This is a genomic window from Burkholderia sp. PR2 (assembly GCF_052372875.1).
GTDB lineage: Bacteria > Pseudomonadota > Gammaproteobacteria > Burkholderiales > Burkholderiaceae > Burkholderia > Burkholderia diffusa.
Genome location: NZ_JBQRWH010000001.1, coordinates 1037265 through 1060467, shown reverse-complemented (window position 1 = coordinate 1060467; position 23203 = coordinate 1037265). Strand labels below are relative to the sequence as shown.

Below are 23203 nucleotides of genomic sequence, written 5' to 3'. Positions count from 1 at the left end.
ACGCTGGCGTCGCGAGACGCCAGCTTGTGGCATGCTCGATTCCGTTTCGAAAGGAGTGACAAGATGGCGCTTCACGTGATTGCTTCCCTGTTCCTGAAACCCGAACACGCGCAGGCCGCCGAGGCCGAATTGCGCAGCATGGTCGCCAAGACGCGCGTCGAACCGGGCAACCGGCGCTATGACCTGTTCCGCGAGCAGGACGGTTCGCCGAACCTGCACCTGTACGAGATCTACGACGACCAGGCCGCGTTCGACGCGCATCTCGCCAGCCCGCATTTCACCGAATTCCGCGTGAAGTCGGCCGACTGGTTCGCGGCGCCGCCCGTCATCAAGGTGCTGTCGGGCATCGACGTGGCCGAGTGACGGCGCGGCACCGTCGTCGCGGCTCGCTCGAGCCCGGGCCGCGCGGCAACCGTCACGCATGACGCGACGGCAATGACAACGACAACGCGGCGCAGCGGATCGTTCGCGCCGCTTCCCCAACACACCGGCCCCGGAGTCTGAATGGTCACCCTCAACATCAACGGCGAGAACCGCACGGTCGACGCCCCCGACGACATGCCCCTGCTGTGGGTCCTGCGTGACGTCGTGGGCCTGACCGGCACGAAATTCGGCTGCGGGATCGCGCAATGCGGCGCGTGCACCGTCCATCTCGACGGCGTTGCCGCGCGCTCGTGCGTGCTGCCCGTCGCGGCCGTCGCGGGCCGCAGGATCACGACGATCGAAGCCGTCGGCGCGACGCCGGCCGGGCAGAAGGTTCAGGAAGCGTGGCGCGAGCTCGACGTCGTCCAGTGCGGCTACTGCCAGTCCGGGCAGGTGATGGCGGCCACGGCGCTGATCGCATCGAACCCGAACCCGAGCGACGCCGACATCGACGCGGCAATGGCCGGCAACATCTGCCGCTGCGGCACGTACAACCGGATTCGCGCGGCCGTCAAGCAAGCCGCGAAGGGAGCGTGACATGTCGCGAGGACTGATCGAAGCAGGCAAGGTCGCCGGGCAAGCGGCCGGCGCCGGCATGTCGCGCCGTTCGTTTCTGAAGGCTGGCATGTCGCTCGGCGCGGCGGCGGGCGGCGGCTTGCTGCTCGGTTTCAGCATGCCGGCGGCGGGCGATGACGCACGGCGCTCGGTGATCGGCGGCGATGCGGACGAAAGTGCGCGCGCCGGCGTATTCGCACCGAACGCGTTCGTGCAGATCGACCGCAGCGGCAAGGTCACGCTGGTGATGCCGAAGGTCGAGATGGGGCAAGGCGTCTACACGGCGCTGCCGATGCTGATCGCCGAGGAACTGGAGGTGCCGCTGTCGAACGTCACGCTCGACCATGCGCCGCCCAACGAGAAGCTGTTCCTCGATCCGCTGCTCGGCGGCCAGTTGACGGGCGGCTCGACGTCGGTGCGCTACGCGTGGGAACCGCTGCGCCGCGCGGGTGCGACCGCGCGCACGCTGCTGGTTTCCGCGGCGGCGAAGCAATGGAGCGTCGATCCGGCCACCTGCCGGGCGGAAAACGGCGAAGTGCGGCACATCCCGAGCGGCCGGCGCGCATCGTACGGCCAGCTCGCGGACGCCGCGTCGAAGCTGCCGGTGCCGAAGGACGTCGCGCTGAAGCAGCCGGCCGATTTCAAGCTGATCGGCAAGCCGGTGAAGCGGCTCGATTCGCCGGAGAAGGTCGACGGCACCGCGCAGTTCGGGCTCGACGTGCGTCTGCCCGGCATGCTGTACGCGGTGATCGTGAACAGCCCGGTGTTCGGCGGCACGGTCGCGAGCGTCGACGATACGGCCGCGAAGAAGATTCCGGGCGTGCGTCAGGTCGTGCGCGCGGACAACGCGGTCGCGGTGGTCGGCGATCACACGTGGGCCGCGAAGCGCGGCGCGTCGGCGCTCGTCGTGAAGTGGAACGAAGGCGCGGGCGCGAAGGTGTCGACCAAGGACATCGTCGCCGATCTCGCGCAGGCCGCCGCGAACGGGAAGGGCGCGGTCGCGCGCAAGGACGGCGACGTCGGCAAGGCGTTCGCTGGCGCGAAGACCCGCATCGACGCCGTCTATGAACAGCCGCTCCTTGCGCACGCAACGATGGAGCCGGTGAACTGCACGGTGCACGTGCGCGGCGACGGCTGCGAGATCTGGGTCGGCACGCAGGTGCCGACGCGCGCGGTCGACACCGTGCAGCGGCTCACGAGCTTTCCGCCGGAGAAGATCGTCGTGCACAACCACCTGCTCGGCGGCGGTTTCGGCCGGCGGCTCGAAACGGACATGATCGGCCAGGCCGTGAAGATCGCCAAGCAGGTCAACGCGCCGGTGAAGGTCGTCTGGACCCGCGAGGAAGACATCCAGCACGACATGTATCGGCCGTACTACTACGACCGGATTTCGGCCGGCCTCGACGCGAACGGCAAGCCGGTCGCGTGGCAGCACCGGATCGTCGGTTCGTCGATCCTCGCGCGCTTCGCACCGCCGGCGTTCAAGGACGGCGTCGATCCCGACGCGGTCGAAGTCGCGACCGACCTGCCGTACGACCTGCCGAACCAGTTGATCGATTACGTGCGGCAGGAGCCGCGTCACGTGCCGACCGCATTCTGGCGCGGCGTCGGCCCGACGCGCAGCACCTTCGTCGTCGAGAGCTTTATCGACGAACTGGCCGCGCAGACCAAGACCGATCCCGTGCAATATCGCCGCGCGCTGCTCGGCAAGACGCCGCGCGCGCTGAACGTGCTCGACGTCGCGACGAAGGCGGCGGGATGGGGCGCGCCGCTGCCGAAGGGGCAAGGGCGCGGCGTATCGGTGATGCACGCGTTCGGCAGCTTCTTCTCGATCGTCATCGATGTCGCGGTGGAGGGCGGCGAAGTGCAGGTCAAGCGTGCCGTGTGCGCGGTCGACTGCGGGATGGCCGTGAATCCGGGCACGATCGAGGCGCAGGTGCAGGGCGGCATCATCTTCGGGATCACGGGCGCGCTGTATGGCGAGATCACGATCGAGGATGGCCGCGTCGTGCAGAGCAACTTCACCGACTACCGGATGATGCGCATCAACGAGACGCCGCCGATCGAGGTGCATCTCGTGAAGAGCGCCGAGGCGCCGGGCGGAATCGGCGAACCGGGCACCGCTGCGACCGCGGCGGCACTGTCCAACGCGATCTTCGCGGCGACCGGCACGCGGCTGCGCAAGCTCCCGGTCGGCAACCAGCTGAAGACGGCCTGAGGGGAGAGAACGAACATGCGAAACCTCACCCCGAACAGTCTGAATCGCGCCGCTCGCACGCTTGGCGCATCGTTGATCGCGCTGTCCGCGCTGATGGCCGGCACGGCGGCGCATGCCGCGCAAACGGCGCCCGCCGACAGCGCGCTGCTCGCACGCGGCGCGTATCTCGCGAAGGCCGGCGATTGCGTGGCGTGCCACACCGCGCCGCGCGGCGCGCCGTTCGCCGGCGGCCTGAAGATGATCACGCCGATGGGCGCGATCTACACGACCAACATCACGCCCGACCCGGACACGGGCATCGGCGGCTATACGGAGGCCGAGTTCGCGGGCGCGCTGCGCTCGGGTGTCGCGAAGGATGGCCATCACCTGTATCCGGCGATGCCGTATCCGTCGTACGCAAAGCTGCGCGACGACGACGTGAAGGCGCTTTACGCGTACTTCATGCATGGCGTCGAGCCGGTGAAGCAGGCGAACCGTGCGTCCGACATTCCGTGGCCGCTCAACATGCGCTGGCCGCTGGCGCTGTGGAACGCGGTGTTCCTCGACACGACGCCATATACCGACAAGCCGGCGAAGGATGCGATGTGGAACCGCGGCGCGTACCTCGTGCAGGGGCTCGGGCATTGCGGGTCGTGCCATACGCCGCGCGGCGTCGGCTTCCAGGAGAAGGCGCTGGACGAAAGCGGCTCGGCGTTCCTGTCGGGCGCGCCGATCGACAACTGGTTCGCGTCGAACCTGACCGGCGAGCACAATACCGGGCTCGGCCGATGGAGCGATGCGGATGTCGTGCAATTCCTGAAGACCGGCGCGAACCAGCATGCGACCGCGTTCGGCTCGATGGTCAGCGTGATCAACCACAGCACGCAGGAACTGAACGACGACGATCTCGCGGCGATGTCCCGCTATTTGAAATCGCTGCCGGCGGCGGGTGGCACGGGCGCGCCGCCTTACCGTTATGATCCGAAGCCGACGCAGGTCGCGTTGGGCCGGCCGGCGAACGATCCGGGTGCAAAGGTGTATAACGCTTACTGCCTGAATTGCCATGGCGCGGACGGTCGCGGCTACGCGCCGCTGCTCGCACCGCTCGCGGGCAACCCGAACGTGCTCGAGACCGATGCATCGTCGCTGATCAACGTAACGTTGAACGGCAGCGAGTCGCTCGTGATCGGCGGCGTGCCGTCCGCGTATCCGATGCCGGCGTTCGCGAATCAGCTGAACGACCAGCAGATCGCCGACGTGCTGACGTTCATGCGCGCCGGCTGGAACAATGGCGCGCCGGCCGTGCAGGCGGTGGACGTCGCGAAACTCCGCAAGGCGACGGCGGCTGCGCGCTGAGCGCGGCCGTGCGTGGCGGATGACGACGGGCATGCGCGCCGCGTGCGCGTCGTCGAACGTTGCCGGGTGCAGGGCGCCCGGCAACGCAGTGCTTTCTGTCAACCGGCGCGCGGCCGTTCGCGGCAGCGCGCGTTTTATCGAACGCAAAACTGGGGTGTCTGGATGGCTAACGTGACTTATACGGATACACAACTGCTGATCGACGGCGAGTGGGTCGACGCCGCGAGCGGCAAGACGATCGATGTCGTGAACCCGGCGACGGGCAAGACGATCGGCAAGGTGGCCCACGCGGGCATCGCCGATCTCGACCGCGCGCTGGCCGCGGCGCAGCGCGGTTTCGAAGCATGGCGCAAGGTGCCCGCGCACGAGCGCGCGGCGACGATGCGCAAGGCGGCCGCGCTGGTGCGCGAGCGCGCCGACACGATCGCGCAGCTGATGACGCAGGAGCAGGGCAAGCCGCTGACGGAAGCGCGTGTCGAAGTGCTGTCGGCAGCCGACATCATCGAATGGTTCGCGGATGAAGGCCGCCGCGTGTACGGCCGGATCGTCCCGCCGCGCAATCTCGGCGCGCAGCAGACCGTCGTGAAGGAGCCGGTCGGTCCGGTCGCGGCGTTCACGCCGTGGAATTTCCCGGTCAACCAGGTCGTGCGCAAGCTGAGCGCCGCGCTCGCGACCGGCTGCTCGTTCCTCGTGAAGGCGCCGGAAGAAACGCCGGCGTCGCCGGCCGCGCTGCTGCGCGCGTTCGTCGACGCGGGCGTGCCGGCCGGTGTGATCGGTCTCGTGTACGGCGATCCCGCCGAAATCTCGTCTTACCTGATTCCGCACCCGGTGATCCGCAAGGTGACGTTCACGGGCTCGACGCCGGTCGGCAAGCAGCTCGCGTCGCTCGCGGGCCAGCACATGAAGCGCGCGACGATGGAACTGGGCGGCCACGCGCCGGTGATCGTCGCCGAGGACGCGGATGTCGCGCTGGCGGTGAAGGCCGCCGGTGGCGCGAAGTTCCGCAACGCCGGCCAGGTGTGCATTTCGCCGACGCGTTTCCTCGTGCACAACAGCATTCGCGACGAATTCACGCGCGCGCTGGTCCAGCATGCGAAGGGGCTGAAGGTCGGCAACGGCCTCGAGGAAGGCACGACGCTCGGCGCGCTGGCGAATCCGCGCCGGCTGACCGCGATGGCGTCGGTCGTCGAGAACGCGCGCAAGGTCGGCGCGAGCATCGAGACCGGCGGCGAACGGATCGGCTCGGAAGGCAACTTCTTCGCGCCGACCGTGATCGCGAACGTGCCGCTCGAAGCGGACGTGTTCAACAACGAGCCGTTCGGCCCGGTCGCGGCGATCCGCGGTTTCGACAAGCTCGAGGACGCGATCGCCGAAGCGAACCGTCTGCCGTTCGGACTGGCCGGCTATGCGTTCACGCGTTCGTTCGCGAACGTGCACCTGCTGACGCAGCGCCTGGAAGTCGGGATGCTGTGGATCAACCAGCCCGCGACGCCGTGGCCGGAAATGCCGTTCGGCGGCGTGAAGGATTCGGGCTACGGGTCGGAAGGCGGGCCGGAAGCGCTGGAACCGTACCTCGTCACGAAGTCGGTGACGGTGATGGCGGTCTGACGACCATTCGAGCGCGAGCGTGCCGCCGTTTGCGCGGCGCGCACGCGCCATATCGTTGCCGAAGGCCGGGCGTTCTGCCCGGCTTTGTCATTTCTGCGTCGATGGCAGTCTTGGCAGTCGGCTTCGCGCGGGAGTGGCGGTCGTTCCCGTCGAGCACGGGACATACGACGCTCAATGCCGGCTGCTGCCGCGATAGCTTTCCACCTCCGCGTCGTACGCGGCGAGAAACGCCTTGCCGAATACCGACGCGAAATCGTCTTCGATCGCGAACACCGTGTCGCGATGCGTCGCCGCGTAGCGGTCCCACATCCTCGCCTTGTACAGCGCGGGCACGCGCTTCTCGTACCAGCGCATCGCATCGTCGCGCTCGCGCAGACGTTGCGGCGAAAAGCGCGTCAGCAGATCCATCAGCGCGGCGCGCATGCCGGCGACCATGCCGATCTGGTGCGCGTGCAGATCCTGGAACGCGTCGCTGACCGCGCTCTGCGGCGACATGAAGCCCGGCAGCGGCAGCCCGAACATCTGGCGCAGCACGGCGCCGCCGTCGGGCAGCAGCTTCAGCGGATTGTTCTCGCGATCGAGCAGCATCGTCATATGCGCCTTCACCTCCCGCTTCAGAATGCTGCGCGACGACAGCAGCTCGACCGTGCCGTTCGCGAACAGCGCGAGCAACTGCCCCGCGATGTACAGCTGCTCGGCCGACCATTGATGCGACTCGGCGGCGGTATCGAGGCCGGCGCCTTCGAAGAACGCGTTCAGTAATTCATCGGGCGTCGGCGCGCGGTTCGCCTGCGGTGCAGGCTCGTCGGCGGGACGTGGCTCGGCATGCGCCGTCGCCGGTTGCACACGCACGTGCTGCGTCCACTCGGGCGCATGGTCGGCTTGCGTCGCGGACGACGCGCCGCGATCCGCATTGCCGCGTCCGGACGGTGACGCCGATCCCGATTCGCCGATATCGGGCGACGACTGTACAAACAAGTCGAGCGGGTCGGTCGACAGCTGATTCAGGTCGCGTTGCGATGGCGCCGATGGCGCGGTCGGCGTGGCGCGGTTCGCGGGCTGCGCCGCCTCCCTGCGCGCTGACGTGCCGGATCGCGTGCCTGTGTCCGCCGCCTTGCCGCGCGGAGCGAGGCGATCCTGCAGCAGGCCCCACAACCGGTTGCCGGTCGTCTTAGCGTCGACGTGTGCGTGTGCGGCGGTTTCCGGCGTGCGCCGCAGGTCGGCGCTCGCGCTGGAGGCGGTGGGCATGTCGACGACCGGCGCCTCATGTCCGTCGTCACGCTCGGCACGCAGCACGTACGGTCCGATGCGGATGATGTCGCCGGTATTGAGCGGGCGCTCCTGTGCATAGCCGACGGGCTCGCGATTCACCTCGATCGTCGACACGCTGCTCAGGTTCTTCAGCAGGCACGCATCGTCACCGACCTGCAGCAGGGCCTGCAGCCGGGAAATCTGCCGGGTGTCGTCGCGCAGCACGAGATGGTTGTCGGTCGCCCGGCCGATGGTGCCGCCGGGCGGGTGGAACACGACGGCGTCGTAGGAGTCGCTTTCGACCGGCTCGCCGGCATGTTCGATCACGATCAGTTGCATGTCATACGTCGCTCGGTAAGGAAACGCTCGCGGGGAATCCGGTTCGGTCAGGATGACGACGCATGTCTGCGGCGCGCGAACTCGAACGCGGGCCCCCAGACCGGATGTCCCTTCTCGGCGGGGGACAAGTCGAAGCGCGGGTTGAGGTCGAGAATCTTCGAGAATTCGGCGCGGCACTGCGCGACGCGGTTCGTCACGCAATAGCTGAACGCGAGCAACTTGTGAGCGGAGACCTGCGTGTCGGTATCGGCCCCGTCGATCTCCTTCGCCCGGCTCAGGATCGCGATCGTGCGTCCGTAGTCGCCCGCGCCATACGCCGCGCGCGCGCTGTCGACCGCGGCGCGCGCCGCCGACTGCGTAGGGGACGTACCGCACCCGCCGATTCCCAGCAACAAGGCGCCGAGGAAAATCACGATCGATGAATGGCCTTTCATTCTGAAATGAAATGTTTGCGTTATTGGAAGGTGGCGCACAAGCGCTGTTGGATTCTAGTGCCAATCAAGGCGGGTGATGTCGCCGTTACGTTTTGTTTCATTTTGGAAATTGCGTTCGAGTTATCGCTCAAATCGATTCCGGGTTTTCGACTTGTTAATCCATAAAATCGATTCTATAGTTCGCTGTGCTTTTGGGATTCGTCAGTTGTTTGCCCGGCGCAGGTCAATGATCGGAAAAGCCGGCCCTCCGTTCGGGCAACGCAAACAGCGTGACACGACCCGCAGGGCGTAACCACCCGCCGCCGACGGCCGTCAGGCTTGGGTTCAGCGTCCATGCGGCCAGTGTCCATGCAATAGAACCGGGCCGCCGTGGCGAACCGGTCGAATTAACGCGCCTTTTAAAAATGACCGAAATCAATTCAATTCATCGTCATTTCCCCGATCTTGATCCCGTCCCGTAATTGGCGATTTGACCCGGCTTTTTACAAGAATAAATTGCCGAATGAAATTTGAGCGGAAGGATATGCAAGCCACATAATTACCGGTCAATTAATTGTCCCCTTTTAATTCGAGGTGTCGATTTCGCGTACGGAAATCGACGGGGGAATTATTGCGCTGCGAGGATGAAATATGCGCTGGCGGTCGAGCGGGTTCATCGTATTGGGATGTGCATTGCTGTTGCCCGGATGCGGCGCCACCGAGCGTGCCGCCGCGGTGCCGTATGCGATCACGGTCGACGTGGCGCCCGACGTCAATCCGGACTTCAACCGCAAACCTTCGCCGATCGTGCTGAAGGTGTTCCAGCTGCGCGCGGCGTCCGCGTTCGACGGCGCCGACTTCTTCTCGCTCCAGGACAAGCCAGAGAACATCCTCGGCGCGGACCTCCTCGGCACCGACCGCGTGATCCTGCGCCCGGGCGAGTCGCGCACGCTGCATTACCGCGGCAACGTCGAAGCCGGCGCGATCGGCGTGATCGCCGAATACCGGATGCTCGACAAGAACCGCTGGCGCCTGACGGTGCCGCTGCCGCGCGCGAAGCAGCTCAACGTATACAAGTTCTGGCAGACGTCGCCCGGCGAGCTGAAGCTGTCGATCGCGGTCAGGAACGGCGGTCTCGCGCTGAACGACACGCGGGGGCGCCCATGACTGAACCGACGATGTCCGCGACGCCCGTCGCCGCTCTGCGCCAGCGCGTGGTGTGGACCGAAGGGATGTTCCTTCGGCCGCAGCATTTCCAGCAGCTCGAACGGCACTGGGAACGGTACGTCGCGCTGCGCTGCCTGCCGCTGCAGGGGTTCTACTGGGGCTTCGACACGCTCGAGATCGACCGCGAGCAGCTCGCGCTCGGCAAGGTCGCGCTACGCGCGGCGGCGGGCGTGATGCGCGACGGCACGCCGTTCGATCTGTCGCATCCCGACGATCTGCCCGAGCCGCTCGACGTGCCGGCCGATGCGAAGGACCAGCTCGTCGTGCTCGCGCTGCCGTTGTGGCGCGGCGGCGGCGAGGAGGTGTCGTTCGGCGCGGACGCTGGCGGCAGCGGCGGTGCGGACGTCGCGCGCTACGTCGTGCGCGAATACGAAGTGGCCGATGCGAACGCGGTCGCGCTCGGGCCCGCACTGCTGCAAACGGGGCGCCTGAACGTCCGGCTGATGCTCGACTCCGAGCTGACCGGCGACTGGCATGCGCTCGGCGTCGTGCGGATCGTCGAGCGACGCACCGACGCGCGGCTGCTCGTCGACGACGGCTACATTCCGCCGCGCCTGGTCGCGCAGCGCGATGCGGCGTTGCTCGCGTACACGCGCGAGCTGCACGGACTGCTCACGCAGCGCAGCGACGCGCTGGCCGAGCGCCTGTCGGAGCCGGGGCGCGGTGGCGTATCGGAAGTCGCGGATTTCCTGCTGCTGCAACTCGTGAACCGCTATCTGGCGTTGACCTGGCACGCGCAGCAGGACGTCGCGACGCATCCGGAGGCGCTGTTCCGCGACTGGCTGAAGCTCGCATGCGACCTCAGCACGTTCACGGCGGCCGGCCGGCGCCCGCAATCGCTCGCCGTCTACGTACACGACGACCTGCGCACGAGCTTCGCCGAATTGATGACGGAGCTGCGCCGGTCGCTGTCGACGGTGCTCGAGCAAAACGCGATCCAGATCGAGCTGCACGACGCGGGCAACGGCATCCGGGTCGCGACGCTCGCCGATCCCGCGCTGCGCGACACGGCCGGCTTCGTGCTGGCCGTGCGCGCGGACGTGCCGGCCGACAGCCTGCGCGCGCGGTTTCCCGCGCAGGCAAAGCTCGGCCCGGTCGAGCGGATCCGCGACCTGGTGCAGTTGCAGCTGCCGGGCATCACGATGCGCCAGTTGCCGGTCGCGCCGCGGCAGATCCCGTACCACGCGGGTCATACGTACTTCGAGATCGACAAGGGCAGCGACCTCTGGAAGCAGCTGGCGCGCTCCGGCGGTCTCGCATTTCATTTCGCCGGCGAATTTCCGGGGCTCTCGATGGAGTTCTGGGCGATTCGCGGGTGAGGGCGGGCAGCGCGATGAATTCTTCCTCCGATTCGATTTCCGCCGGCGCAGGCGGATTCGTGCCGCCGAATCCGGGCGGCATGCATCCGCCGGCCGCGTCCGGTGCGGCGGGGCCGACCGCCACGCAGCCGCGCCCCGGCCGCTGGGCCGCGAGCGGCACGAACCCGCTCGTCGCGGCCGCCAACCCGCTGCTCAATCTCGTGCCGCAGATCCGTTCGACCGTCCATCATCCGAACCCGGCGTGGCTGCGCGAGCATCTCGTCGTCGAGATCCGTCAGTTCGAGGCGCGCGCGCAGGAAGCCGGCGTGCCGTCGGAGGCGATCATCGGCGCGCGCTACTGCCTGTGCACGGCGCTCGACGAAGCAGCCGCGCTGACGCCCTGGGGCGGCAGCGTGTGGTCGTCGCACAGCCTGCTCGTGTCGTTTCACAACGAAACCTGGGGCGGCGAGAAGTTCTTCCACCTGCTCGAACGCCTGTCCCAGCAGCCGCGCCAGCACCTCGACCTGCTGGAGCTGCTGTATTTCTGTCTCGCGCTCGGCTTCGAAGGCCGCTATCGGGTGCTCGACAACGGTCATGCGGAGCTCGACGCGCTGCGCTGGCAACTGGCCCACACGATCCGCTCGATGCGCGGTGAATTCGATCCCGCGCTGTCGCCGCACTGGCGCGACGTCGTCACGCGTGACGTTTCGCGTCGCTTCGTCGTGCCGCTATGGGTCTGCGTGGCGCTCGCGCTGCTGATCGGCTTCGGCGTGTTCGTCGGGCTGCGCATCGCGCTGGCCGGGCATTCGGACCGGCTGTTCGCGTCGATCGATGCGCTGCACGTACCGAAGCTTCAGCCTGCTCAGGCTCCGCCGCGCCCGGCGCCGGCGCCGCGCGTCGCGAAGTTCCTGGCGCCCGAGATCGCAGCCGACCTCGTGGCGGTGCGCGACGACGCGGATCGCAGCGTGATCGTGCTGCGCGGCGACGGGCTGTTCAAGTCCGGCTCGACGTCGGTGATCGACCGTTACGCGCCAGTGCTCGCACGCGTCGCGGATGCGCTGAACCAGGTTCCCGGCAACGTGCGCGTGACCGGCTATACCGACGACACGCCGGTGCATACGGCACGCTTCGCGTCGAACTGGGACCTGTCGCGCGAGCGCGCCGAGGCCGTGCGCGGCATGATCGCCGCGCGCCTCGACCGTCCGGAGCGACTCGCGGCCGAGGGGCGCGGCACGCTCGATCCGGTCGCGCCGAACGATACGCCCGCGAACCGCGCGCTGAACCGGCGCGTCGAGATCACGCTGCTGCCGGCGCCCGGCAGTGCCGCCGTCGGCGCGACGCAGGGAGCGCACTGACATGAACCAGGCTGTCGCGCGTTTTATCCGGCCGTTGCCGTCGCGGGAGATCTGGTCCTTCGTCGGTCTCGTCGTGCTCGCGTGTTTCGTGTGGCTCGCCGGGCCGCTGTTTGCGTTCGCCGAGATCCGGCCGCTCGAGAGCGGCTGGGTGCGCGCGGCGACGATCGCGGTGCTGTTCGCCGCGTGGGGCGCACGCGTGGCGTGGCGAAGCTGGCACGCGAGCCGCCTGAACGCGCAATTGCTGAACCAGTTGCGCGAGGCCGCGCCCGGGCCGGCCAACGCCGACGATCCGGCCAAGGCCCAGCTCGATGAGCTGCGCAGCCGCTTCGACGAGGCCGCGGCGCTGCTGAAGAAAGTCCGCTTCGGGCAGGCGGACACCGCGCGCAAGGGGCTGGCGCGTTGGTTCGACCGGATGTCGCGCCAGTATCTGTACCAGCTTCCGTGGTACGTGTTCATCGGCGCGCCGGGCTCGGGCAAGACGACCGCGCTCGTCAATTCCGGGCTCAGTTTTCCGCTCGCCGAGCAGTTCGGCCGTGCCGCGATTCGCGGCGTGGGCGGGACCCGACACTGCGACTGGTGGTTCACGAACGACGCGGTGCTGATCGACACGGCCGGCCGCTACACCACCCACGAAGGCAATCGCGCACTCGACGAAGCCGAGTGGAAAGGCTTCGTCGAGCTGCTGAAGAAGTACCGCACGCGCCAGCCGCTGAATGGCGCCATGTTGACGATCAGCGTCGCCGACCTGGTCGGCGCGTCGGAAGCCGAGCGCACGCAGCACGCAATGGTGCTGCGCAAGCGGCTGCTCGAGCTGCGCGCCCAGCTCGGCATCCGGTTTCCCGTCTACCTGCTCGTGACGAAGGCCGACCTGCTGGCCGGCTTCGCCGAATATTTCGGCGGCCTCGGCCGCGCGGAATGCGCGCAGGTGTGGGGTTTCACGTTCCCGCTCGCGCAGAGCGAGGCGCCGGGCTTCGACCTGCGTGCCGCGTTCGACCGCGAATACCGGCTGCTGCATCAGCGGCTGAACGACGGGCTGCCCGAGTTGCTTGCGACGCAGACCGATGCGCGCCAGCGCGAGATGGCGTACCTGCTGCCGCAGCAGGTCGCCGACTTGCAGGACATGCTCGGCCAGTTCGTCGCCGAAGTGTTTTCCGTGTCGAGCTTCGAGCCGATGCCGATGCTGCGTGGCGTGTACCTGACGAGCGGCACACAGGAAGGCACCGCGTTCGACCGCGTGATGAGCGGCATCAAGCGCTTCCTGAAGATCGAGGGCATGCCGCCGGTTGCCCAGGTCGGCTCGACCGGGCGCAGTTTCTTTTTGAAGTCGCTGCTGCAGGAACACATCTTCTGCGAAGCCGCGCTCGCCGGCAGCGACCTGCGCTGGCATCAGAAGCGGCGCGTGTTGCAGATCGCCGGCTATGCGCTCCTCGCGGTCGTGAGCGTGGTCGTGCTGGCTGCCTGGCTGCGCAGCTACGCGAACAATCGCGCGTATCTCGACCGGATCGCGCAGCAGGTGCCCGCCGTCGATGCGCAGATCGCCGGCGCGAAGTTCTCGGATGCGGCCGACATCGCGCGGCTGCTGCCGGTGCTCGATGCGCTCGGCGGGCTCGCGAATGCCGGCGGCGTCGACCGCTCGCATCCGCCGCTCGCGTACCGCTGGGGGCTCTTTCAGGGCGAGAAGATCGACGAGGCCGTCGACGTCGTGTACCGGCGCGCGCTCGACGACGTGCTGCTGCCGATTGCCGCGCGCCGGATGGAGGCCGCGCTGAGCGATGCACGGCCGGACGAAACCGACTATGCGTATGCGGCGCTGAAGGCCTACCTGATGCTGTACGACAGCGCGCACTACGATCCCGCGTTCGTGCAGGCCGTCGTCGACCTGGAAATGGAGCGCTCGCTGCCGCCCGATTTCTCGCCGGCCGAACGCTCGGCGCTGCGCGCGCATCTCGCCGCGCTGTTCGGCAACCGGGTGGCCGTGTCGCCGTATCCGATGAACGAGCGGCTGGTGGCCGACGTACGCGACCGGCTGCGGCAGGTGCCGTTCTCGCAGCGGCTATATCGCCAGCTCACGCGCACGCTGCGGCCGGCGACGTCCGCGTTCGATTTCAGCGTCGCGCGCGCGGTGGGGCCCGACGCGTCGCTCGTGTTCCGCCGCCAGAGCGGCAAGCCGCTGTCGGAAGGCGTGCCGGGCCTGTATACGCGCAACGGCTACCGGAACGTGTTCGCGCCGCGCCTCGCAGGCGAGGTCGACGCATACGGGCGCGAGGAAGTGTGGGTGCTGAATCTCGGGCTGTCCGAGATCCCCGGGCCGAACGACGCCGCCGCATGGGCGCGCGACATCCGCCAGCTGTACCTGAACGACTATCTGAAGATCTGGGACGACTATCTCGCCGACATCAAGCTGCAGCGCACGGCGACGCTCGGGCAGAGCATCCAGGTCGCGCGCGCGCTGTCGTCGGCGGATTCGCCGCTCACCCGGCTGATGATCGCGCTCGCGCGCGACACGGCGCTCGGCGATGCGCCGGGCGGCGGTCGGAATCTCGCGTCGCGCGCGCAGGACAAGGTCGACGAGGCGCGCAGTTCGCTGTCGCAGATCTTCGCGGGGCAGGGCGCGAGCGACGCGAATCCGTCAGCCGCGGCGCCCGCGAGCCCCGAGCAGGTGGTCGACAACCACTTCGCCGGGCTGCGCGCGTTCGCGCCGGGCAGCGGCGACCAGGCGCAGGCGTTCGACGCGGTGCTGAAGTCGATCGACGCGCTCTATACGTACCTGACAGCCACCGACGATGCGCTGCGCAGCGGCGCCCAGCCGCCGCCGTCCGACGCGCCCGCGCGGCTGCGCGCGCAAGCCGGGCGGCTGCCCACGCCATTCCGCGACGTGCTCGACGACCTGTCGAACGTCGCGAACGGCAGCGTCGCGACCGTCGAGCAGCGCAGCGTCGCGCAGCGGGCCGGCGCGAACGTCGGCGATTTCTGCCGGCAGGCGATCGCGGGCCGCTATCCGTTCGCGCGCGGATCGTCGCGCGACGTCGCACCGGCGGATTTCGCGCAGATGTTCGCGCCGGGCGGCCTGATGGACGATTTCTTCCAGAAGAACCTGCAGTCGATCGTCGATACGACGTCGCGCCCGTGGCGTTTCGCGAACCGCAATGCGGATGCCGATCCGGCGGCGGCCGCGATGCTTTCGTCGTTCGAGAAAGCCGCGGTGATCCGCGACGTCTACTTCGGCGGCGGCGCACGCACCGCGCAACTGAAGGTGCAGATCCAGCCGCTCGAAATGGATCCGTCGCTCACGGAGATGGTGCTCGACGTCGACGGCCAGATCGTCCGTTATGCGCACGGGCCGCTCGTGCAGAGCGCGGTGGACTGGCCGGGCACGCGCGGCAGCAACCAGGTCCGCTTGCAGGTGTCGGGGCAGGCCGGCGCGACCGACGGCTTCACGACCGACGGGCCGTGGGCGCTGCACCGGCTGTTCGACCGCGCCGCCGTGTCGGCCGGGCGGGGTTCGGACCAGATGATCGCGCGCTTCACCGTCGACGGCAAACCGCTCGTGCTGCAGGTGAATGCGGGCAGTGTCCGCAATCCGTTCCGGCTGCCCCAGATGGAGTCCTTTACATGCCCTCCGAAGCAATGAGCCGCCTCCCGCCGCTCACGCGCGCCGATGGCGACGCCCCGGCCTGGTACGGAAAGATTCCCGGCGCCGGCGACTTCGTGAACAGCCGGCTGCCGCATGCGCTCGCGCAGTGGTGGGAACGCTGGCTGCAGCAGGGGATGGCCGCGATGCGCCAACGCGGCCCGGACGAGATCGCGCGCCACTACACGGTCGCGCCGGTCTGGAATTTCCTGGTGCCGGCGGGCGCCGGCGCGTCGTGCGTACAGGCAGGCTGCCTCGCGCCGAGCTGCGACCGTGTCGGGCGTTACTACCCGGTGATCGTCGCGCTGCCGATGCCGACGGCCGATTACTGGAACGGGCTGCCGGACGCGGCCGACGCGTTCTACTGGCAGATCGGCCATGCGCTGCTCGACGCGATCCGGCATGCGCGCGCGCCGGTCGACCTCGAGGAGACGCTCGACCGCGTTCGGCTCGCACCGGGCGACGGGCTGACGGCGGACGTGGTCGACGCGATCCCGGCGTCGCTGCCGGAGCGGCCGGCGCTCGCCGCATGGCCCGGGCTGTCCGGCTATTTCGATCCGCACGGCGGGACGAGCTTCTGGTGGACCAATCGCGCCGACGGCTCGCCGCTGCGCACGCATGCGCATACGGGCGCGCCCGACAACGCGCTGTTCCTGACGCTGTTCGGCGGTAGCTGACGGTGCCGGTCGGCGGTCGGAGGCAGGCAACGCAGGCAATACGGATGCGGTATCGCGAGGTAGACATGAAGGACCCTTCATCGAGAGACAACGAGCACGACACGGCGACCCGCGGCGACGCACCCGAATTCACGGTGCGGCCGCTGCCGCTCGGTCATCGCCTGGGCGAGCTGCAGCTCGACGAGGTGCTGGGCATCGGCGGTTTCGGCATCGTCTATCGCGCGTTCGATCGCACGTTGCGGCGCGCGGTCGCGATCAAGGAATACATGCCGTCCATGCTCGCGACGCGCGGCGGCGACTACACGGTGTCGCTGCGCTCCGAGCGGTTCGCCCAGGCGTTCGACGCGGGACGCGGCGCGTTCCTCAACGAGGCGCGCCTGCTCGCGCAATTCGACCATCCGGGGCTCGTGAAGGTGCTGCACTTCTGGGAGAGCCACGGCACCGCGTACATGGTGATGCCGTTCTACGAGGGGCGCACGCTCAAGCAGCTGCTCGACGGCGGTGTGCGGATGAGCGAGACGCAATTGCGCAACATCGTCGGCGCGCTGCTCGGCGCGCTCGACACGCTGCATCGCGCGCAGTGCTTCCATCGCGACGTCGCGCTCGACAACGTGCTGATCCGCCCGAACGGCAGCGCGATCCTGCTCGATTTCGGCGCGGCGCGCAAGCGGATCGGCGATCTCGTCGACGACGGCGCGATGATGATCAAGCCCGGCTACGCGCCGATCGAGCAGTACACCGACGATCCCGCATTCAGCCAGGGGCCGTGGACGGATCTCTACGCGCTCGGCGCGGTGATGCACGCGTTGATCACCGGTGAACTGCCGCCCGCGGCCGTCGTGCGCAGCATCAAGGACACGTACCGGCCGCTCGCGTCGCGCGAGTTGCCGGCCGGCGAGGTGTACAGCCCGGCGTTCCTGGCGGCGATCGATCACGCGTTGCAGTTGCGGATCCCCGATCGGCCGGAGTCGGTCGCGGCGTTCGCGGCGGAACTCGGGTTGCGCGATCTCGACCCGACGGGCGGCGGGTATGGTGCGGCCGTTGTGCCGCCGGCGGCCGATGCCGGGGGAGGCGGAGCTGGGAAGGTGGCCTCCGGTGTGTCGGGTGCGTCTGCTGCGACGGGAAAAACGTCGGCCGGGGTTGCTGCTGCGGCGTCGGCCGATGAACGCGGGACGGCATCGGACGACGCAACGACGGATGTGCGGTCGTCGCAGCCTGAGCGGGCGGAAGGCCAGCCGAGCACTTCCGATACGCCGTCCACTGCATCCGCCGGGGCTGGCGACAAGCCGGGAGATGGCGGGTCGTTGGCGTCGGCTGCTGCTGCGGGAGCGCTGGCGTCGCCGGCGTCGGCTGCTGCTGCGGGAGCGCAGGCTTCGCCGGCTTCGTCCGTTTCTTCAACTGCTTCGTCATCCGTATCGCAGGCGGTGTCGCCCTCCGCGAAAACGGGGCGATCCGGCGAACGTGAAAATGATGAGGCGCGTGCAAAGGAAGCGTTGGACGACGAACGGTCGACTTCGAAGACCGAAGCGCATGGCGACGCCGGCATGCGATCGGCAAGCGCCGTGGCGGACAGCGGGCAGGGCCGTGCAACGGATATCGGGAACCTGAACGGAACGGCAGTGCCGATTGCTGGCGCTGCTGGCGCTGCTGGCGCTGCTGGCGCTGCTGGCGCTGCTGGCGCTGCTGGCACATCCATGTCCTCGCCGGGTGCATCGCCGCCGACCCGCCCGCCGCGCCGCCCATCGTTCATCGCAGCGGGCAACCGGCGCACGCAGACCTACGTGGGTGGCGCGCTGGCAGCACTGATCGTCGTTGGCATCGCCGCGACCTATCTGTCGCGTCCCGCGAAAGTCGCCAGCGAACCGGAAGCGGGCGCCAGCCAGCCGCTGGCCGGCGTCGCGTCCTCGGCCGGCGCATCGGACGCGATGCTCGCGCAGCACGGCCCGACGCCGATCGTCGTGCCGCCGTCGAGTATGCCGGGCGGATCGTCCGCGCAGGTGCCGCCGCCAACGCTCGCCGCCGCGCCCGCCAGCACGCCCGCCGCGGGGGCTGCCGTTCCCGCGCCGCAGGTCGCCACGCCCGCCACGAACATCGCGGGCGCCACGCCGTCGCAAGCCGGTTCGAGCGCGACCATCGCACCGGCCGGCAGCCTCGACGCATCGGAGCGCATCGTCAACGTGCCGCCGTCGGAGGCCGCTGCATCGCCGTCGAGCGCACCGGTACCCGCGTCGGCATCGCCATCGGAAGCGGCGACGGCCGTCGCCGCGATCAACGCATCGGCCGCCGAGCAGCGCCCGCCGAAGCAGGAAACCGTTCAGGTGCGCTTCAACGTGCGCCCGTGGGGCGACGTGTACGTGAACGGCGCACGGCGCGGCGCGAGCCCGCCGCTGCGCTCGGTGTCGCTGACACCGGGTGTCTATCAGATCGAGATCCGCAACGGCTCGCTGCCGCCGTTGCACCGCACCGTGGCGATCGACTTCGGCAGCAAACCGGTCAACATCGACTATGCATTCGAATGACGTCAGCCAGGCGGCGCTGGCCGCTGCCGCATTGTCCTCGCCGTCACCCGGCCTGCCGGCGGCGACGCCGCGCGCCGAGCTGATCGGCCGGCTGCTGGCGGACCTCTCGCCGGAAGCCCCGTGCGGCCCGAACCTCGAATACGACGCGGATTTCCTGCAGCTTCAGGAGCGGGCGACGCCGCGCGCCGAGCAGCAATACGGCGACACCGTGATTCCCGCCGAGACGCCCGACTGGCGAGCGGTCGAGCGCCTTGCGCTCGCGCTGAGCGAGCGGACGAAGGACTTGCGTGTCGCCGCGCATCTCGCGCGCAGCTGGACCGAGCAGCACGGCATTCCGGGCTACGCGGACGGGCTCGCTGTCGTCGCCGGCCTGATCGAGCGCTGGTGGGACGACCTGCACCCGCGCCTGGACGCCGACGGCGAACAGGATCCGACACCGCGGATGAACGCGCTCGCCGACGTCGCCGGCGCGCACGAATGCGCGCGCGCGGCGCGGCGTCAGCCGCTGTTCGACGGGGGCCCGAGCGTGCGCGACGCCGAACGCGCGCTCGACGGCCGCGACGAAACGGGCGGCCCGTCGGCAGGCAGGCGCGACGGCCTGGTCGCCGCGCTGTCGACCGCACGCGACGACGGCCGCGTGCCGATCGACGCCGTGCGCGCGGTGCTGGGTGCGCTGGACGCGATCCGCGCGCGCGTCACGGACCGGCTCGGCAGCGAATGGTCGCCCGATGCGAGCGACACGGAAAAGGCGTTGCAACGCATCGTGCGCGAAATGCCGGAGCCGGCACCGGTGCAAGCGGCAGGGCCGGTGGACGGTTCGATTCCGGCAACGCCGGCCGCACCAGGCGCCGCGAACGCCGCGTCCGCGCCGGCCACGGTGCCGAACGGACAGGCCTGGCGCGATGCCGAGGTCGCGAGCCGTGACGACGTGCGGCTCGGCCTCGACAAGATGTGCCGCTATTTCGAACTGCACGAGCCGAGCCACCCGGCGCCGCTGCTGCTGCGCCGCGCGCAGCGGCTGCTCGCGCTCGACTTCTACGAAATCATCCGGGACCTCGCGCCGGAGAGCCTGCCGAAGCTGGACATGCTGAGCGGCGAACGGAGCGAATGAGGCAAGCCGCCCCGCGGCGGCAACGTACACGCAATCTGATCGATGTGAAGGAGCGGACGATGACGGACAGAACCAAGGCGACAGGCAGCGGACAGAAGTTCATCGCGCGCAATCGGGCGCCGCGCGTGCAGATCGAGTACGACGTCGAGACCTACGGCGCCGAGCGCAAGGTGCAGCTGCCGTTCGTGATGGGCGTCATCGCGGACCTGGCGGGCAAGCGTGCCGAGCCGCTGCCGGATTTACCGGAGCGCAAGTTCCTCGAGATCGACGTCGACAACTTCGACGAGCGGATGAAGTCGGTCGCGCCGCGCGTCGCGTTCCAGGTGCCGAACACGCTGACGGGCGAAGGGATGCTCAACGTCGACATGACGTTCGAGCAGATCGACGATTTCTCGCCGGCGGCGATCGCGCGCAACGTCGACGCGCTGCGCCGGCTGCTGGATGCGCGCACCGAGCTGTCGAACCTGCTGTCGTACATGGACGGCAAGCACGGCGCCGAGCAGCTGATCGAGCGCGCGATCAACGATCCCGACCTGCTGAAGACGCTCGTGCGCGAACCGCGCGCCGACGCGCACGCCGGCGACGCGACCCAACCGGAGGCCCGCGATGAATGACCCCGTCCAGTCCCGCGCAGATGTACGCGACACCCGCGACGCCGCGCAGCCGGCCGTCGCGCACGGCGAGTTCGCCGCGCTGCTGCAGAAGGAGTTCAAGCCGAAGACCGCCGAGGCGCGAGAGTCGGTCGAGCGCGCGGTGCGCACGCTCGCGCAGCAGGCGCTCGAACATACGGTCGGCATGACGACCGACGCATACGGCAGCGTGAAGCAGATCATCGCGGAGATCGACCGGAAGCTGTCCGAGCAGATCAACCAGATCCTGCATCACGACGAATTCCAGACGCTCGAAGGTGCATGGCGCGGCCTGCATTACCTCGTCACGCACACCGAGACCGACGAGCTGCTGAAGATCAAGGCCTTGCCGGCGTCGCGCAACGAGGTCGCACGGATGCTCAAGCGCTACAAGGGCGTCGCGTGGGACCAGAGCCCGCTGTTCCGCAAGATCTACGAAGAGGAATACGGTCAGTTCGGCGGCGAGCCGTTCGGCTGCCTGGTCGGCGACTTCTACTTCAATCACAGCCCGCCGGACGTCGAGATGCTCGGCGAGCTGTCGAAGATCGCGGCGGCCGCGCATGCGCCGTTCATCGCGGGCGCGTCGCCGGAACTGATGCAGATGGATTCGTGGCAGGAGCTGTCGAACCCGCGCGACCTGACCAAGATCTTCCAGAACACCGAATACGCGGGCTGGCGCAGCCTGCGGCAGTCGGAGGATTCGCGTTACGTCGGCCTCGCGATGCCGCGTTTTCTCGCGCGGCTGCCGTATGGCGCGCGCACCAATCCGGTCGACGAATTCGACTTCGAGGAAGACACCGACGCCGCGAATCACGACCGCTACACGTGGGCGAACTCGGCTTACGCGATGGCCGCGAACATCAACCGCTCGTTCAAGCTGTACGGCTGGTGCTCGTCGATTCGCGGCGTCGAGTCGGGCGGGGCGGTCGAAGGGCTGCCGAGCCACACGTTCCCGACCGACGACGGCGGCATCGACCAGAAATGCCCGACCGAGATCGCCATCAGCGACCGCCGCGAGGCCGAGCTCGCGAAGAACGGCTTCATGCCGTTCGTGCACCGGAAGAACTCGGATTTCGCGGCGTTCATCGGCGCGCAGTCGCTGTACCAGCCGGCCGAGTATCACGACCCCGACGCGACCGCGAACGCGCGATTGTCCGGCCGCCTGCCTTACCTGTTCGCGTGCTGCCGCTTCGCGCACTACCTGAAATGCATCGTGCGCGACAAGATCGGCTCGTTCCGCGAGCGCGACGACATGGAGCGCTGGCTTAACGACTGGATCATGAACTACGTCGACGGCGACCCCGTGAACTCGTCTCAGGAGACCAAGGCGCGCAAGCCGCTGGCGGCCGCGCAGGTGGTCGTCGACGAGGTCGAGGACAACCCCGGCTACTACACGTCGAAATTCTTCCTGCGACCGCACTACCAGCTCGAAGGGCTCACCGTGTCGCTGCGGCTGATCTCGCGGCTGCCGTCCGCGAAGGCGGCGAACGAGTGAGCGGCAAGGGGCACTCAACCCGGCATTCAACCTGATTTCGCACCGAAACGGAGACGGCAATGGGCGTGGCTATGTTTATGAAGGTGGACGGCGTGACCGGCGAATCGGCGGACGCGCAGCACAAGGGCTGGACCGACATCGAGTCGTTCACGTGGGGCGCGAGCCAGCCGGGCGCGATGGCGAGCGGCAGCGGCGGCAATGCGGGCAAGGCGAGCTTCAACGATCTCGTCGTGGCCGCGTACATGGACAAGGGTGCGCCCGCGATCATCAAGAACTGCGCGAGCGGCAAGCACTTGCTCAAGGTCGAGATCTCCGCGTGCAAGACCGGCGGCTCGCAGATCGAGTTCATGCGCGTGACGCTGCAGGAAGTGCTCGTCACGTCCGCGCAGGTCGCGGGCATCGATCCGGGAGACGCTGCCGACCGTCTGATGATGCATTACGGCTTCCAGGCCGCAAAGGTGAAGAAGCAGTACTGGCAGCAGAACGACAACGGCGGCAAGGGCGCCGAGGTGTCGGTCGGCTGGAACATCAAGGAAAACATCGAGATGTGACGGCGGAGCGATGACGATGGACGACCCGCAAGCCCGCGCCGGCCGGCACGGCGGCATGCGCGACCGGCTGCAGCCCGCGCTGCTCGACCGGCTGACCGACGACGCGCCGCAGCGCACGGCCGATCTGCCCGGCACGCAAGGGATCGGCGCCGAGCGCCTGCGCGCGGCCGTGCTGCGCGATCTCGCGTGGCTGCTCAATACACGCAACGCCGAGGACGGCTTCGTCGACTGGGCCGCGTTCGCGCACGCGCAGGCCTCGGTGCTCAACTACGGGATGCGGCCGCTCGTCGGCAAGCCGATGTCTGGCGTCGAGCGCATGTCGGTCGAGGCGTCGATCCGCGACGCGATCGTGCGCTTCGAGCCGCGCATCGCGCCCGACAGTGTCGAGGTCCGCAGCCTCGCCGATGCATCGGACGGGCGCGCCGGCGAACGGCGTCACAACGTGCTGCTGTTCGAGATTCGCGGCACGCTGTGGTCGATCCCGCATCCGGTCGAATTCGTGCTGCGCTCCGACCTCGATCTCGAGACGGGTGCGATGTCGCTGCGGTCGGCGGCGGGAAACTGACAC

The 23203-nt window shown here is 68.6% G+C and carries 18 protein-coding genes; 16 read left to right on the top strand and 2 right to left on the bottom strand.

Going from position 1 to position 23203, the window contains the following annotated elements:
• Positions 1 to 63: 63 nt before the first annotated feature.
• The 5 genes from ACT2FV_RS04615 (at position 64) to ACT2FV_RS04595 (ending at position 6139) form a co-directional block, all read left to right on the top strand.
• Positions 64 to 363: a putative quinol monooxygenase gene (locus ACT2FV_RS04615; RefSeq protein ID WP_044843118.1), complete on the top strand. Its 300-nt coding sequence runs from the start codon at positions 64 to 66 to the stop codon at positions 361 to 363.
• A gap of 141 nt (positions 364 to 504) precedes the next feature.
• Entirely contained in the window at positions 505 to 960 is a 456-nt protein-coding gene (locus ACT2FV_RS04610; protein WP_059525474.1) for a (2Fe-2S)-binding protein, read from the top strand.
• 1 nt (position 961) lies between these two features.
• A complete protein-coding gene (locus tag ACT2FV_RS04605; protein ID WP_151047930.1) occupies positions 962 to 3196 on the top strand; it encodes a xanthine dehydrogenase family protein molybdopterin-binding subunit in 2235 nt (744 codons plus the stop codon).
• Between the two features lie 15 nt (positions 3197 to 3211).
• Complete coding sequence (locus ACT2FV_RS04600) at positions 3212 to 4531, top strand: c-type cytochrome (RefSeq protein WP_151047931.1); 1320 nt, start codon at positions 3212 to 3214, stop codon at positions 4529 to 4531.
• 162 nt (positions 4532 to 4693) lie between these two features.
• Positions 4694 to 6139: an NAD-dependent succinate-semialdehyde dehydrogenase gene (locus ACT2FV_RS04595; RefSeq protein WP_151047932.1), complete on the top strand. Its 1446-nt coding sequence runs from the start codon at positions 4694 to 4696 to the stop codon at positions 6137 to 6139.
• Positions 6140 to 6310: 171 nt separating this feature from the next.
• Here the strand turns inward: ACT2FV_RS04595 and tagH are convergent, their stop codons facing one another.
• Complete coding sequence (tagH, locus tag ACT2FV_RS04590; protein ID WP_151047933.1) at positions 6311 to 7729, bottom strand: type VI secretion system-associated FHA domain protein TagH; 1419 nt, start codon at positions 7727 to 7729, stop codon at positions 6311 to 6313.
• A 47-nt stretch (positions 7730 to 7776) separates the two neighbouring features.
• Positions 7777 to 8163, bottom strand: coding sequence for a TssQ family T6SS-associated lipoprotein (locus ACT2FV_RS04585; RefSeq protein WP_151047934.1), 387 nt, complete (start codon positions 8161 to 8163; stop codon positions 7777 to 7779).
• 630 nt (positions 8164 to 8793) lie between these two features.
• Between ACT2FV_RS04585 and tssJ the strand changes: the two genes are divergently transcribed.
• The 11 genes from tssJ (at position 8794) to tssE (ending at position 23200) form a co-directional block, all read left to right on the top strand.
• Positions 8794 to 9309: a type VI secretion system lipoprotein TssJ gene (tssJ, locus tag ACT2FV_RS04580; protein ID WP_124900828.1), complete on the top strand. Its 516-nt coding sequence runs from the start codon at positions 8794 to 8796 to the stop codon at positions 9307 to 9309.
• Complete coding sequence (gene tssK, locus ACT2FV_RS04575; RefSeq protein WP_151047935.1) at positions 9306 to 10688, top strand: type VI secretion system baseplate subunit TssK; 1383 nt, start codon at positions 9306 to 9308, stop codon at positions 10686 to 10688. Before tssJ ends, tssK begins: the two co-directional genes overlap by 4 nt.
• A 14-nt stretch (positions 10689 to 10702) precedes the next feature.
• A complete protein-coding gene (locus ACT2FV_RS04570; RefSeq protein WP_444503333.1) occupies positions 10703 to 12022 on the top strand; it encodes a DotU family type VI secretion system protein in 1320 nt (439 codons plus the stop codon).
• Between the two features lies 1 nt (position 12023).
• Positions 12024 to 15653, top strand: a complete 3630-nt coding sequence (gene tssM / locus ACT2FV_RS04565; protein WP_444503332.1) for a type VI secretion system membrane subunit TssM — start codon at positions 12024 to 12026, stop codon at positions 15651 to 15653.
• Positions 15635 to 16330 carry a type VI secretion system-associated protein TagF gene (gene tagF / locus ACT2FV_RS04560; protein ID WP_444503331.1) on the top strand — a complete coding sequence of 232 codons (696 nt, stop codon included), beginning with the start codon at positions 15635 to 15637 and terminating at the stop codon, positions 16328 to 16330. The genes tssM and tagF overlap by 19 nt, the downstream gene beginning before the upstream one ends.
• A gap of 65 nt (positions 16331 to 16395) precedes the next feature.
• A complete protein-coding gene (locus tag ACT2FV_RS04555; protein WP_444503330.1) occupies positions 16396 to 18849 on the top strand; it encodes a serine/threonine protein kinase in 2454 nt (817 codons plus the stop codon).
• On the top strand, positions 18836 to 19960 hold the full coding sequence (gene tssA / locus ACT2FV_RS04550; RefSeq protein WP_444503329.1) for a type VI secretion system protein TssA: 1125 nt from the start codon (positions 18836 to 18838) through the stop codon (positions 19958 to 19960). Before ACT2FV_RS04555 ends, tssA begins: the two co-directional genes overlap by 14 nt.
• 59 nt (positions 19961 to 20019) lie before the next feature.
• Positions 20020 to 20574, top strand: a complete 555-nt coding sequence (gene tssB / locus ACT2FV_RS04545; protein ID WP_151048542.1) for a type VI secretion system contractile sheath small subunit — start codon at positions 20020 to 20022, stop codon at positions 20572 to 20574.
• Positions 20567 to 22084: a type VI secretion system contractile sheath large subunit gene (tssC, locus tag ACT2FV_RS04540; RefSeq protein ID WP_124624102.1), complete on the top strand. Its 1518-nt coding sequence runs from the start codon at positions 20567 to 20569 to the stop codon at positions 22082 to 22084. Before tssB ends, tssC begins: the two co-directional genes overlap by 8 nt.
• A gap of 59 nt (positions 22085 to 22143) precedes the next feature.
• A complete protein-coding gene (locus ACT2FV_RS04535; protein ID WP_444503328.1) occupies positions 22144 to 22635 on the top strand; it encodes an Hcp family type VI secretion system effector in 492 nt (163 codons plus the stop codon).
• A gap of 16 nt (positions 22636 to 22651) precedes the next feature.
• Positions 22652 to 23200: a type VI secretion system baseplate subunit TssE gene (gene tssE, locus ACT2FV_RS04530; protein WP_226115127.1), complete on the top strand. Its 549-nt coding sequence runs from the start codon at positions 22652 to 22654 to the stop codon at positions 23198 to 23200.
• Positions 23201 to 23203 lie beyond the last annotated feature (3 nt).